This is a genomic window from Eubacterium sp. AF22-8LB (assembly GCF_003458715.1).
Taxonomy (GTDB): Bacteria; Bacillota_I; Bacilli_A; order Erysipelotrichales; family Erysipelotrichaceae; genus Holdemanella.
This window is the reverse complement of sequence record NZ_QRVI01000003.1, coordinates 1-15603: the sequence shown is the minus strand read 5'-3', so window position 1 is coordinate 15603 and position 15603 is coordinate 1. Positions and strand designations below refer to the sequence as shown.

Annotated in this window: 9 protein-coding genes, 1 pseudogene and 1 other annotated feature; of the genes and pseudogenes, 1 reads left to right on the top strand and 9 read right to left on the bottom strand. The window is 33.3% G+C overall.

What is annotated here, in order from left to right; translation table 11 throughout:
• The 7 genes and pseudogenes from DWY01_RS01660 to DWY01_RS01630 all read right to left on the bottom strand — a co-directional run.
• Positions 1-2495 (bottom strand): annotated as a pseudogene (locus DWY01_RS01660) (hypothetical protein); the annotation flags it as partial.
• Positions 2496-2767: 272 nt separating this feature from the next.
• Positions 2768-3769 carry a sugar transferase gene (locus DWY01_RS01655; protein ID WP_117992605.1) on the bottom strand — a complete coding sequence of 334 codons (1002 nt, stop codon included), beginning with the start codon at positions 3767-3769 and terminating at the stop codon, positions 2768-2770.
• Positions 3770-3790: 21 nt separating this feature from the next.
• Positions 3791-5461, bottom strand: a complete 1671-nt coding sequence (locus tag DWY01_RS01650; protein ID WP_117992604.1) for a glycosyltransferase — start codon at positions 5459-5461, stop codon at positions 3791-3793.
• A gap of 9 nt (positions 5462-5470) precedes the next feature.
• A complete protein-coding gene (locus DWY01_RS01645; RefSeq protein WP_158553632.1) occupies positions 5471-7192 on the bottom strand; it encodes a glycosyltransferase in 1722 nt (573 codons plus the stop codon).
• A gap of 57 nt (positions 7193-7249) precedes the next feature.
• On the bottom strand, positions 7250-7750 hold the full coding sequence (locus DWY01_RS01640; protein ID WP_117992602.1) for a transcription termination/antitermination NusG family protein: 501 nt from the start codon (positions 7748-7750) through the stop codon (positions 7250-7252).
• A gap of 105 nt (positions 7751-7855) precedes the next feature.
• Complete coding sequence (gene alaS, locus DWY01_RS01635; RefSeq protein WP_117992601.1) at positions 7856-10486, bottom strand: alanine--tRNA ligase; 2631 nt, start codon at positions 10484-10486, stop codon at positions 7856-7858.
• Between the two features lie 33 nt (positions 10487-10519).
• Positions 10520-10714: a binding site (T-box leader), on the bottom strand.
• Between the two features lie 9 nt (positions 10715-10723).
• A complete protein-coding gene (locus DWY01_RS01630) occupies positions 10724-12004 on the bottom strand; it encodes a PLP-dependent aminotransferase family protein (RefSeq protein WP_117992600.1) in 1281 nt (426 codons plus the stop codon).
• Positions 12005-12098: 94 nt separating this feature from the next.
• Between DWY01_RS01630 and DWY01_RS01625 the strand changes: the two genes are divergently transcribed.
• Entirely contained in the window at positions 12099-12596 is a 498-nt protein-coding gene (locus DWY01_RS01625; RefSeq protein WP_243001938.1) for an ECF transporter S component, read from the top strand.
• A 37-nt stretch (positions 12597-12633) separates the two neighbouring features.
• Here the strand turns inward: DWY01_RS01625 and DWY01_RS01620 are convergent, their stop codons facing one another.
• Both DWY01_RS01620 and DWY01_RS01615 read right to left on the bottom strand, forming a co-directional pair.
• On the bottom strand, positions 12634-12930 hold the full coding sequence (locus DWY01_RS01620; RefSeq protein ID WP_117992598.1) for a hypothetical protein: 297 nt from the start codon (positions 12928-12930) through the stop codon (positions 12634-12636).
• 107 nt (positions 12931-13037) lie between these two features.
• Entirely contained in the window at positions 13038-15314 is a 2277-nt protein-coding gene (locus DWY01_RS01615; protein WP_147332144.1) for a PAS domain-containing hybrid sensor histidine kinase/response regulator, read from the bottom strand.
• Positions 15315-15603: the final 289 nt, after the last annotated feature.

Genomic DNA, 15603 nt, shown 5'->3' with positions numbered 1-15603 from the left:
TTACTAATTGAAGTAGAGTCACTTTGACTTACTGAAGTACTTGTAGATTGTGATCCACTGATTGATTGACTGTTACTAATTGAAGTAGAATCGCTCTGGCTTACTGAAGTACTTGTTGATTGTGAAGCACTGATTGATTGACTGTTACTAATTGAAGTCGAATCACTTTGACTTACTGAAGTTGAAGTACTTTGACTTGCACTAATAGATTGACTATTGCTGATTGATGTTGAATCACTCTGGCTTACTGAAGTTGAAGTACTTTGACTTGCACTAATAGACTGACTGTTGCTGATTGAAGTAGAATCGCTCTGGCTTACTGAAGTACTTGTTGATTGAGAAGCACTGATTGATTGACTGTTACTAATTGAAGTTGAATCACTCTGACTTACTGAAGTTGAAGTACTTTGACTAGCACTAATAGATTGACTATTGCTGATTGAAGTAGAGTCGCTCTGACTTACAGAAGTACTTGTTGATTGAGAAGCACTGATAGACTGACTGTTACTAATTGAAGTTGAGTCGCTCTGGCTTACTGAAGTACTTGTTGATTGACTTGCACTAATAGACTGACTATTGCTGATTGAAGTTGAATCACTCTGGCTTACTGAAGTTGAAGTAGATTGTGATCCACTAATTGATTGACTGTTACTAATTGAAGTTGAATCACTCTGACTTACTGAAGTTGAAGTACTTTGACTTGTTGAAATTTGTGTACTTTCTAATAATGAATGACTTATGCTTCTTGATTCAATATCAGATTTTTCGGCAGAAAGACTTGTCGATTTTGAAAGGCTATCTGAAGTATCAAAATTAGATTTACTTGCCGATAAGCTTAAACTTTGACTCTTGCTTAGACTATTCTCTACAGAGTCACTCTTGTGTCCACTTTGTCTTTCAGACACACTCGTAAATTGACTTCTTTGTTGATCATACTTTGTTTGTTGTTTTTCAAAATCTTTAATAGAGAAATATGATTTCCCCTTAATAGTTGTTGGGCTACTTGCATCAATATTTAAATCATCCTCTACTTGTCCAAAATAAGGGAATACATGTCCACCATTTGTTTGTGTTTTAACAGTAAATCTATAATGACTACCATTATAGTAAAATTCTATTTCACTTCCATTCTCAGATGTAATGTCACCTTTACTAAAAGATTCTATTTCTTTGAAATCAGGTTTATACTTGTAGCTTCTACTCGTAGAGTCCCAATATTTGCTGTCTCCTTCTGAAAAATATGCATGAATTTTTCTATTTGAATCTTCATAATAATAAAACTTACTTCCCCGATTGTACCAATTGTCATCACTATAAATCGGTGCTTTTTCAATAACCATAATTTGAACCACTTTTGATGGATCAGTTTTTTCATATGGAGTATATTCGTATGAAATACTACCATCAGGGCCTATTTTTTCTTGTACCGCAACCCAGTCGAAATAACCCGTGTATTCTTTATTATCTGCTGTCTGATATTTAACAAAAAAGTTATTTCTATTATAATTAGTACTTTGAGTATAGTTACCATTATTATCAGTATTAACACCGTTATTATTATATTGAGTACTTATCTCCGTAACCTTACCAACACCATATTTTTGATAGAAATTATATTGAGCTAAATATTTAGCTAAATCATCAGCTTTTTTACGATAAGCATCATTTTGATACGCCCCATTTAAATAATGGTGATTATCTTTAATTGCATCCTGTCGAATTTTTTCTAATTCTCGCTTAGTATTATTGATATTTGTAATCAAATCTTCTAAAGTTTGATTCTTTTGAGATTCAAAGGCTTCAGAAGCACTTGTAAATTCTTTTGATAAACTTTCTGATTCACTTGTATAAGTAGAAGTTTCTGTAGACGTACTTAAAGATGAACTTGTTGAAAGTCTTTCAGATTCAGATTTAAAATTTTCTGTACTAGTGCTTATTGAAGAAGATTCAGACACCATTTCACTTTCAGCTTCACTTCCAGAAATACTTTCGCTAGAAATTTGTGATCCAACTTCTGAAATAGATCCTGATACAGAACCAGATACGGATAAAGATGCAGCTTCTTGTTCAGCACCATTTTCATTAACCACTTTTTCATTTCCTGTCTCATCAGCAAGCATAATATTTTGTTCATCTGAACTTTGTGCTTGTACATTATTAAAGAATCTTGGTGCACGTTTAACAAATGCTTTTTGATTTGTTTGAACAGTATTACCTTCAACTGCAGAAGTTGCAGCAGATACTTCACTTTCAAAACTACTTGTTTCTGATTTAGCTTGAGATAAAGATTCTGTTGTTGATTCAGAAACAGATTGAGATTCAATGATTTGTACTTCTGATTGTGAACCAATAACACCTTGTTCATTTTCAGCAGCATAAACAGCATTGTTACCTGCAAAAATAGTTCCGCCACCTACAACAGCACCAGCAGCAGCCATTCCTTTTAAAAGATTGTTCGATTTTTTTCTTCTTATATTCTTTTTCTTTTTCGACATTCAACTCATTCCTTCCCAAAAAACTTTTATATTTCTATATAGACCATAAATTAGAAATAAAAAAATCAAGCAGAGCACACGAAAAGATGTACTCTTCCCTTACTAGGTTTAATAGTAAACGGAAAGCTTGATTTATTCAAGTAAAAAACACGATTTCTAACCAATTTTTTTAAAAAAATATACATTTGTTAATATGCGTGAACATATATTAAAATAAGCATCGAAATAATATAACCAGTATGCTAACCACAGTTATATTTAGATAAACTCATCTAGTCCAAAGCCATGATTGTATCTACAAATAATTTCTTAGTAAAATAGCCATTATTTATTAAATATTGTACATGTTTTAGATTCGAAACCATCTGATTATAATTATCTTCTGTACAATTTTGAATCATCTCATCCGCCTCTTCTAGACTTGAGACTACAAATCCAATTCCTTTTTCTTTCACAAAATCTGCATTCGATAAATAATCAGGAACTATAACCGGAATACCTGCTGATAAATAGGAAGCTAACTTATAAGAACAATTCATCTTATAATATACTTTTTCATCTTTTGGATCTTCTTGATTACCCCAAACCAATCCAAAACCACCTTTAGATAATTCCAACAATAATTCTGTTTTATTTAACCATCCACCAAAATGTACTTTAGAATAATCATAATCTGAATTATGATTACCAAAGGCATGAAGAGGTGTATCATATTGCCAATTCTGGAAAAAAGGAAATCTTGAAACATCCCCTAAAAAATAGAGTTTTCTTTCAAAAGAAGGTGTGTGTAAATCCATATGCACATTAAAATCCCACATCTTCTGTACTACATATTTCTTAACAGTTAACCCTTCTTCTACAAGTCTTTGATACATTCTTTCAGAAGGAACAATGACCAATTCTGCTTTATTGTACATATCAATAAAATAAGGCATTAAAAAATAATTGTTTTCAAATTGAATTGGAGGAACATCCTGAATAAAAAATACTACTTTTCCTCCATACGCCTTAATTCTATCAACTAAACCATTATCCCAATCCACTATATTCCATGTAGGTGATTGAAAAATAACGACATCTCCAGGCGTAACTCTAGCTATTATCCCATCATATCGCGAAGATAATTCATTTTTTGGTTCTTTATCGTAAGAATATACAAACAAACCAATTTCGCTATCGCATAAATCTTTTAAAATATCCACCACTTCATGTTGCGATAATTGAACCACGCTTCTTGGGCTAAACCCATAAACATTTGTCACATGTATTCTCATAAACATCCTCCGATTTTCTAACTATAATACATATCCACCCTGTACATACGAAAGTAAACATCTAACATCAAAGAAATCAACATTATAATCCAATCCTATTGATTCCAAATTTTGAAATGCTTTTCCACCATCTATTACCGTATCTACGATGATAGTAAATAAATGTCCCTCATTTGTGTCTATTATATTCTTAACAGCTTCAAAATCTTCTGCCACATGAATCGTATGAAACAAAGGTTTTACTTGATTTATTAAACGAATATTACTTCCATAATATATATTTATATTGTTCACATCTGAAACACGTGTAAATAGTTTCTCAAAAATTTCTATTTGAAAATCAACCTTATAAATTGAACGATTCAAAAAATCAAATGGGTCATTGGACCAAGGTGTATTCAACAATGTTTTATAATACAAATAATCCATTTCTGTCTGACTATTTACCGTACATAAAGTTCCAACATAATGATACACCTTATTTTTTAATTCTCTTTCATCCGCATGACGAATACTTTCCGCAAAATAATTCCAATTCTCATCAATCAACAAAGTATCATCTTTGTAAATCACATTCAACGCGTCTTGATCCGGTAAATCTGATTCCGGATGTTCTTTCAAATATTCAATTGTCTGCGTATGCAAATCACCTTTTTTTCGAATATTTTCTAAGTTCATATATAAAACACCCGAATTAAAATATTTAGATTTTTCAATCACTTTACCTCTAGTGGGATATGTCCAAATATAGCCTTTTTTCACATTCAAATCCGGCACGGCAGCCAAACAATAATCATTAATATCAATATCCCATAATTCTTGAATATCTCTATTGAATAATAAATCGGCATCTAAATAAATAATTCGATTCAAATCACCAAGAATTTTTGGCAACATTACTCTAAACATAGCTCCAACCGTATAATTTCCCATTTGAACATTATATTCTTCAAACAAATCATCTGATAAGGAATAAAACTGTATACGATCATCAAACTTTTCAACAATCTCAATCAATTTAATTTTATTCGCATTACTCAAAGTAGAATCATGTAATATATGGAAACAAACCTTAGAATTTGTATGTTCCAATATAGATTGAATTGTCACGCCAACCCAAGACGTATAATCCCCTGTTTTATCATACAAACCAAAACCTACTTGTATTTCATTTTCAACAACACGATTACGCATACAAAGTAATGAATTCTCAACAAAACACAATCGTTCAATAGCATCCATCAAGCACTTTTTTGTGTGACCATAATTTGAATCTAAAAACACACTACAAAATCCTCGATTTTTAAGGAAATGGTAATTCATATTTTTATTTACAATAATAGAATCAGCTCTTTTTAAAAGATTTAAATAACTAGAATCCAAACACTCACCATGCATATAAACAATTAATTTTGTACGATACGCCAAGATTTTTGCCATCAATAAACTATCATACTTATACCCATTTGATGTTGGTAACTGTAACATAACAATATCGTTAAATCCCAAAGCCGAAATAATTCCATCCAATCGTTTTGACAACTCAGAATCACTATCACTATCAACAGGATATGTATAGATTCCCATTTCATAGGCCCCTAATTCAATACCAATCTTAGAAACTTTTGTCTGAGCATCCAACAATTCTTTAGGTGCATTAAATCCATTAATATTTGTTATATGTAACTTCATAATAACCCCCTACATAAAACCGCCATCAAAAAACGAAAAGAATCTTGAAATGACAAAGAAATCCTTTCCATTTTTAAAGCCTAGCTCTTCTAAATTTTGAATTGCCAAGCAATGATCCGATTCCCAATTGACAAAAATAATTTTAGGATTCTTTTCATCCTTCAATACAGACAAGTCTTTACATGGTAAAATATCATATTCCATATTTTGAGCATGTTCTAATACTCGATAATCACCATCCTTTAGATGAATGCGATTATAAAGTGTTTTTAAAAGCTCATTCTCTTCTCCATAAAAAATATGTTTAATATTCGTATTACTTAATAATTGAAGCATATTTTGATACTGATAAACTCGATCATTCATTCTACCAAAGCATTGTTCAAATTGATGATTCATTTCATAATCTGACCATGGAGTTCTACAAATCGCTCTAAAATACTCTAAATCAATTTGACTATGTGAATATAACATTAATAAGGTACCTGCATAATGAAAAATAGCTTTATCTAACTTTTCAACATTATCCTTTCTGTGCATTAAAACAAATTGATTCCAACTACCATCCAAATATAAAACTTTATCATGAAATAACACGTTTAAAACATCTTGATCGGATAAATCCGCTTCAGGATTATCAATCAGAAAATCAACAACTAGTTTTTTTAAATTTCCAAATTCACGAAGCTTTTTAAGATTCATATAAAGTACACCCGAATTAACATAAGATTCTTTTTTTATTTCAGGATATTTATTTAAGATCCTTGGATAATTATGAATATCCACACCTTCATCCACAACTCCAGCTAAACAATATTCACGAACATCGACATCCCATAATTCTTTTATATCTCGATTCACAAATAAATCGGCATCCAAATAAATAATTTGATTTAAATCTGGCAATAATTCCGGTAATGAACACCTAAACATAGCCCCAATTGTAAAACGACTCATCTGATTTTTTACGATAGAAAAATCATTCTCATCTATTTTATGAAATTCAATTTTTGAAGATCCATTATGTGCAACCATTTCTAATTTATACTTATTATCAGTACTTAAAGTCTCATCATGTAAAATATGGAAACAAACCCTAGAATCCGTATGCTCAAGTATAGACTGCATTACAGTACCAACCCAAACACTATAATGACCATCCTTATCATGTAATCCAAAACCAATATGAATCACATCATCATCCAATACTGGTTCTTCTAATTGATCTACTGCATCTATTAAATATTTCTTGATATAGAAATCTGAAGATAAAATATTTGATGAATTTGAACTTGATTCAAACTCATAATCAATATTCTTCTTATAGAAAACATTGGAATAATTATGTTCTTTTAAATAAGCATATACCTCATTACTTGTAGGCATAATTAAATCAACTACATTTAATACATACTCATATTCAATTATTTGATGCAAAAGAATACAAACCTTCGTATTATAAGCTTTGATTTTATTGATAAGTAAATTATCATAATACTCACCATTTCCAGTTGGCAATTGTACAAACACCAAATCATTGAATTGAAGTGATGAAATAATTCCATCTATTCTTTTTGACAATTCATTCTCTGTATCTGTACTCACATCAAAATTAAAGATTCCCATCTCCTTAAACCCCAATACATGAGCTGCATCCGCATAAATATTTTGTTTCTTCTTTAATTCTTGATCTTGTATAAACCCATAAATATTTGTAATATGTACATTCATTACCCTTTTACTCCTATAAAAAAAGGACATGTCCTTAAACATATCCATTCTATCACACTATTCAATTAAGGTGACTCCTACTTTCCATATTTGATTCAAGAAATTCAGATTCAACGTAGCCAAACGATTATGCCTATCATACTTAATAAAATAATCATCCATATTGACAAGTGGCCCTCTTGTGACATGGATTTTATTATTTAGTAATACCCCATAAGACATTCTTAGAACCTTTTTTTCATCCATCAACATAGTAAGAATACGAATCTCCTCATCGGTTAATGCTGAAATGTCCTCTTTATATTTCAATTCATGAATAAAAACACTCTCCAAAGGAAACTTTCTAAAAATACGATCCACATCCACCTGCGACAATTTACTTACTACAAATACATAGCCACCAAACATCGTTCTTTGTTGAATCTGTTTCGATACACGATGATAAAACTCTACCTTTGGACTAAACGCAAAAATACCCTCATTTTCATTCAAGTACTTACATACTTCCTCTTCCTTCGAACGAATGGTTAATAATACATACCAATGCTCATTATTCATATTTAAAACCCTTTCAATGCATATGAAAATTATAAAATGTATGTTAAGTTATGTCAATTTTATAACAAACAAAAAGGATATGCACAAGGCATATCCTAATATCTACTATAAACTTTTCAATTCTTCTGTGATTACACGAATAGCTTCATCAACCTTAGAAGCATCCTTACCACCGGCTTGAGCCATATCTGGTTTTCCACCACCATTACCAGAACAGATTTGAGCCGCTTTCTTAACTAACTGAACCGCATGTACGCCAGCCTTAACAGCCTCTTTACCTGCACCTGATACAAAGACAACCTTTTCTCCATTTGTATTCACAAAGAAGACAACCATCTTGTCATCACTAGCCTTTAAGTTAGAAACAATATCCTTCAATGCACCCGCATCCATTCCAGAAACGGATTTAATCAATACATTGACTTTTCCAAAATCTTTAGCCTCCGTAGCCCACTCTTTAGACTTCAAAGTAAAGATTTGGTTTTTCAAGTTATCGATTTCCTTTTGCATATCATGCATTGTCTTATAAGCAGCCTCAACCTTCGTATCAATATTCTTAATACCCTTTTGTTTTGCACTACCCGCAATATTTTCTAACATGGCATGTTCAGACGCAAAATCTTCATAAGCCGCAAATTTAGTCTTAGCCGTAATACGACGAGAATCCGAACCAATACTTTCCTCACTAATGATCTTGCATAGACCAATCTGAGCCGTATTTTCTACGTGGCAACCCGCACAGAATTCCTTAGATACATCTCCCATTGTTACAACACGAACTGTATCTCCATATTTTTCATCAAATAATGCAGTGGCACCAGACTTCTTAGCCTCTTCAATCGGCATAACCTCTTTAGTAACTGGATAAGCCGCACTAATATATTCATTCACAATACGTTCTACTTCAGCCAATTGTTCAGCTGTAACCTTTTCATAGTGATTAAAGTCAAAACGCAAATATTCAGGACAGTTAAAAGATCCAGCCTGGTGAATATGATCACCCAATACCTTCACTAAAGCCGACTGCAACAAGTGTGTACAAGAATGGTTCGCTGTAGTTGCCAAACGATCTTTGACATTTACTTCACCATGTAAAGACATACCCTTTTCTAATACACCACTATTGATTTTAACCGTATGAATATGCTGCTTATTACGAGTCTTTTGAACATCCAACACTTCAACCTCTACACCATCAGCTGTAAACGTTCCCTTATCAGCAACCTGTCCACCACTTTCTGCATAGAAACAAGTTTCATCTAAAATGATCATACCTTCATCTTGTAAAGAATCAACCATTTTACCCTCTGCATTAAATAACGCAATGATCTTACCATCACAAGTTAAGTGATCATAACCAATAAACTCACTAGGCTCATTGAAGTTCATCAACTCTTCATTTTGAGAGGCGAATGAATCCTTTACATTACGCGCATTACGAGCACGTTCTTTTTGTTTGTTCATTTCTGCATCAAACTCATCATGACTTACTGTAATACCACTTTCTTCCGCGATTTCCTGTGTCAATTCAAATGGGAATCCATAAGTATCATACAATTTGAAGACAACTTCACCACTAAGCTTACCATCCTTAGCATTGCTGATTTCTTCATCCAATAAAGCCTGACCAACCTTTAAAGTCTTTTTGAAAGTTTCTTCTTCCACCTTAATCAATTTCTGGTTGAACTCTACATGCTCCTGTAAGTATGGATAGAAATCCTTCATTAAATCCGCAACAACAGGAACTAATTTATATAAGAATGGTTCATCCAAACCTAATTTTAAACCATAACGAACCGCACGACGAAGAACACGACGTAATACATATCCACGACCACTATTAGAGAAGTTAGCACCATCACTCAATGCGAAAGTAACAGTACGAACGTGGTCCGCAATGACACGGTAAGCCATCTTATATTCACCTTCATAAGGATGTTTAGCCATAGCCTCAGTCGCATGAATAATTGGCAAGAATAAATCGGTATCGAAGTTTGTTTCTCCATCCTGAACTAAGGCAACCAAACGCTCAAGACCCATACCTGTATCAATATTCTTTTGAGGAAGTTCCTTATAATCTTTACGATCAATACTTGGATCACAATCATATTGAGAGAATACAACATTCCATACTTCTACATAACGATCATTTTCCATTTCATCAAAGAATAATTTTTCTCCTAATCCTTCAGGATCATATTTTTCTCCACGATCAAAGAAAATTTCACTGTCAGGTCCACCAGGTCCCTTACCAATTTCCCAGAAGTTATCATCTGTCTTTAAGATATGACTTGGATCTACACCACAAATTGTAGTCCATACTTCATATGCACGCGCATCATCTGTATATACAGAAACATACAATTTTTCTTTATCAATACCCATCCATTCTTCGCTTGTTAAAAATTCCCATGCAAATTGAATAGCTTCATCCTTAAAATAATCTCCAATTGAGAAGTTTCCTAACATTTCAAAGAATGTGTGGTGACGAGCTGTACGCCCAACATTTTCAATATCATTTGTACGAATGGATTTCTGTGCATTCGCAATACGATTTGAAGCTGGTTTTTCACTACCATCAAAATATTTTTTTAACGCCGCAACACCCGCATTGATCCACAATAACGTTGGATCATTGTGAGGGATCAAGCTAGCGCCCGGTTCAATCATGTGTCCTTTTGATTTGAAATAATCCAAGAACATCTGACGAATCTGATTACCTGTTAATTGTTTCATCTTTCTTTCCTCCAATAAAAAAACGCTCCTATTTCTAGGAACGTATAATTACGCGGTACCATCCTAGTTCATTTTCGAAAATAGAAAATGCCCTCAATTTACTCGTTAACGCCGACTACGTTTCAACTCCAAAGTAGCTTCAGATAAAATTCTCGAAGGACTTTCACCACACGCCCTCTCTCTACAACCAAGATATTTGACCCTACTTATCTTCTTCACTGTCGAATCGATAAAATTTTAACACTCTTTCAATATTTCTGCAAGACGAATCACACCATCCTTCATCAATTCCTGATTCATAGACGCAAAGGACAAACCAATCTGATCCTTGACATATGTAATCGCAATGGATTTCAATTCGCACAAACGCATAAATTTCTTTTCATCTACCACACACTCAATCCAATAGGCCATGTGCGATTCATCCAATACACAAGGATATGAGATATACGTATCCAGCAATCCCTTTAAATATAAATGCCTTTCTTTATATTCACGAACCAACTTTCTTAAATGCTTCTGAAGATAACCATCCACAATATACTGTGAAAACGCAATCTGCTCAATCTTACTAGCCGTAGGGCCAAAGAAAGAAGCACAATACTTCTTTGTATATTCCTCATTCAAAATCATGTATCCAATTCTTAGGCTGGGTAATAAAAGTCTAGAAAAAGAAGAAAAGTAAATCACATTCTTATTTTTAGAAAATAAACTCGTCTTAATCTTAGATGCATATACTAATTCCCCATTATAGTCATCCTCTAAAATTAATATATTGGATAAACAAGTCAGCTCTTTTCTCATCTTTTCATCCATCGACTGTTTATTTACCGAAAAACAAGTCGTATTAATATATACCACATCCACATGTTTCGATTGAATATCACTTATAAAATGATTTGGATCTAAATATTCAATTTGAAATCCATACGATAAAAATACCTGTTTTGCCTGTTCATCCACCAACGTACTTAAACCGACCACCCTATCCTTATCTAACATACCGCAAAATATATAAAGTAAAGACTGGTAGTTTGATCCAATCACCATCTGCTCAGGAAAACACAATATATTTCGATTTTGATAGACATACTTACATAAAGCCTGCCTTAACCCATACTCACCTTGACTCAAGCCATAGCTCGACATCAATTTCTTATCATTCAATACATTCTTCATATATCTTTTCCAAATCGTGGTTTCAAAGGAATCAAAGGAAACAGACTGCACACGAAAATCATAGTCATACGACTTTTCTTTATGACTAGATGAGTAATCCAGAATTTCATGATGCAACAAAACCTGCTCCGAATTCATACTCACAACATACCCAACTTTTTCCTGGCTAGCAATAAAGCCATCCATCACAAGCTTGTTATAGGCTGTTTCTACAGTAGTCTTAGACACATTCCTTTTCTTAACGCATTCACGAATGGAATCAATACGATCCCCATACTTTAGAATGCCCGAAAGAATCGAATCCCTGTATGTGTTATAAATCACTTCATATTTCTTCATAAAACTGTCCCCTATTTATTTTTCATAATTGTATATTTTTTTAAACACAGAAACAAGTATAATAATCACTAAGTTAAGAAAGAAGGAAATGATTATGAAAAACAAACAAACCTATGAAATTGTATTAACAGGACTTGGCATGGCCCTAGTCTTTGTGGCAACCATGTTTATCAAGGTTCCTAATGCATTAGACGGATACTTCAATCTAGGAGACGGCTTTATTCTCTTATTCGCAAGCTTTTTAAATCCATTTGAAAGCTTCTTGATTGGAGGCTTAGGAAGCGCATTAGCCGATGTAGCCGGAGGATACGGCCACTACTTCTTCTTCACACTCGTTATCAAAGGACTAGAAGGAATCGTTGTATCTTTACTTATGAAAAACTATTCAAAACCGAAACAAATCTCAAGCTACGTATTAGGATCTGTGATTATGGTGTTTGGTTACTTCATCGCAAAATACATCTTAAAAGGAAACTGGATCGTTGCAGCTAGTGAAATCCCAGCCAACATTGTACAAGGACTTGCCGGTATTGTGATTGCACTTGTGGCCTATCCATTGGTAAAAAAGATCGTACAAGAAAAGTTGAACTAAAAAAACAAGGACAGAAATAATTTTTCTGCCCTATTTTTTATTCGATATTCATATATTTTAAGCCACCATATTTTACTTGAAAACGATAAATACAACATCTTAATTCAAGCCATTCTATATCGGAAATCGCATTATTTTCAATACACTTAATTATAATATTTTCCGACTCCTTCAAACAATCCAAAGTCTGCATCCACTTTTTATAATTCTTACTATTAGGCTCTACCGCCATATCTATAAGATCATCATACTTTATGCTGATCGCCCTATAAATTGCCCTAATATTCTCCACAGTTGGTTTTTCTATCGTATCGATATAATCAAAAAATCGCATTAAAATATCACTCCTTTATATCGTCAAAAATAAACCATCTGACTTTTTATGGCTTTATATTAGCACACCAAAATATGAGTTGTATAGAAAAAAGCACCCAAAGGCACTTATTTTTTAGTTAAAATGTGAACGATTTCAGACTTCATTTTATCCATATCGATTGGCTTTGAAATATGCCCATCCATACCTGAATCGAATGCCATTTGTTTATCCGATTCAAACGCATTGGCCGTCATTGCCACTACAGGAATACTTGCCTTTTTCAAATTATCCATATTACGAATCTTCTTTGTGGCCTCATACCCATTCATGTTTGGCATTTGAACATCCATCAAAATTAAATCATACATATCCTCAGGCATCCTTTCCAGCAAAGATACACACTGCTCTCCATCCTCTACACGATCCATTTGCATACCATTCATTTCCAGAATGGCCATCGCAATTTCGGCATTCAAATCATTATCCTCAGCCAAAAGCACACGCTTCCCATCCAATATTATATCTTCATCTATTTTTGAAGACTTAGAATCATTAAAGTCCTCCACAATTGGATGTTCTAGAATCACTGAAAAACAGCTTCCCTTTCCCAAAGAACTCTTTACAAATATTTGACCACCCATCATATCCACTAGCTTTTTAACAATCGCCATTCCTAGACCCGTCCCTGTCACCTTTCCTATGGTTGTATTGTATTCTCGAGAAAAGGAATCAAACAAGGTTGGAAGATATTCTGCACTCATACCTACACCTGTATCTATAATGTCCGTTTGAATTTTGGCATAGCCCAAACGATCACAATCAAGCTCCTTAACACGAATGGATACACTTCCATTGTTCGGTGTATATTTGATCGCATTCCCAATAAGATTCATCAAAATTTCACGAAGCTTAATACCATCACACAAAACATAATTATGCACAATATCCACAGATGAATTGAACTCAATACTCTTTTCTTTGGCACTCGAACTAAAAACGCTCTCTAGCTCACTTACCACATTATCAATTTTTTCTGGCCTTTCAACCACTTCCGCCTTACCACTTTCAATACGAGCCATGTCCAACACATCATTTATAATTGACAACAACAATTTTCCTGACTGCTCAATCTTATATTGATAATCCATCAATAGAGGATCCGTTAGCTTTTCCTTCATCAATTGATTGTAGCCAAGAATCACATTCATAGGCGTACGAATATCATGTGACATATTATTTAAGAATTCCGTTTTTGCCTCATTTGCCTTTTCAGCAAGCACATAAGCCTCTTTAAGCTTAGCCTCCTGCATACGCTCCTTCTTGATCAAATCATCAATATTACGCGTACCAATCACCACAGCACGCGTACGATCCTTTTTCTTTACATAAGCCACGCGCGTTTGATGATAAATAATTCCATCGTCAGACATAAACTCATAGGTCATGGAAAAATCTTCATGATTTGAACATAGAAATTCATAAGAAAGCTGAGCCATAAAGTTTTCACGACTCTCATCCGACACCATTTCCTTGGCATAAGCTGGTATAAAGAGTTCCCATTGATTCTCGTAGGCACGACAAAAATCCGCAATACGCTTACCATTCTGACCTACTTCACGGTATGAAAAGATTTGCCCCTGATCTAATTCTAATAGTAAGACGGAAAAATACTCTTTTCCAAGACCTTCAATAATTTCTCTTTGAAGCTCTAAAACATTTTCTTTCTTTATGATTTCATCTACAGGACGAAAGGCCATTGCGATCTTAAAATGATTCGTATCCTCAAATAAGAATACAACCCGAACCAATAAATTGACCGTACCATTGCCATTAGGAGTAATTTGGTATTGAATATCCAAACTTTTCTGTTTCCTTAAACAATCCATTAAAGGTTCGCATGATAATATTTCCAAATATTCAGGACAAGATTCCTGTATCAATATATGATCATAAAAATAATGAAGACTCTCTGTATAACACTGAATATTTGAACACATATCCCCATCCTGTTTTAAAACCTTTACTGTATCCTGTTTTAAATCACATAACACAAGTGATGTATATTCATTCGTTAAAGCGGACAATACCTTATTCTCAAGCTGAAATTCAGTCATATCCACCATATTTCCATGAAGAAAGTCGCCTTCTAAATCAAAACTTTCACACATACTATGATAGCCATCCTTACATAACAGGCGAAATTCACACATGTTGGATGCAACATTAAAATTGCGATCTGCCGGATGAATCATATTCCATAGTTTATTATCAAATTCCGATTCAATTTCTTCACGACTCCATCCCACTAAATTCAAAAAATTCGAACTCATATACAAGAAGGGATATCCCTCACTCATCGAACATCGATGATAGACACTTACTTTTTTATTATTTTTATTCATAATCAAAACCCCAATTACATCCACTATAAACAACTTAAACTCCTTTTTCAATAAAGGATTTTCAAGCCTCTATTAAAAGTTATATTTTTATATTTAATAACACTAAATTTCCTACTATTTACTAGTATATACCTTTTCAAGGTTATTTGTATCCGCTTTCAGTAAAGTGAAGTCGATTAAAAAGTGCAAACAAGCTTACTAAAAAACACAAAAAAATACCCAAAAGGGTATTTCAGACTGTTGACAAAGTGACTGTCGACAGTCTTTTTAAAATCTGATAGAATATCTG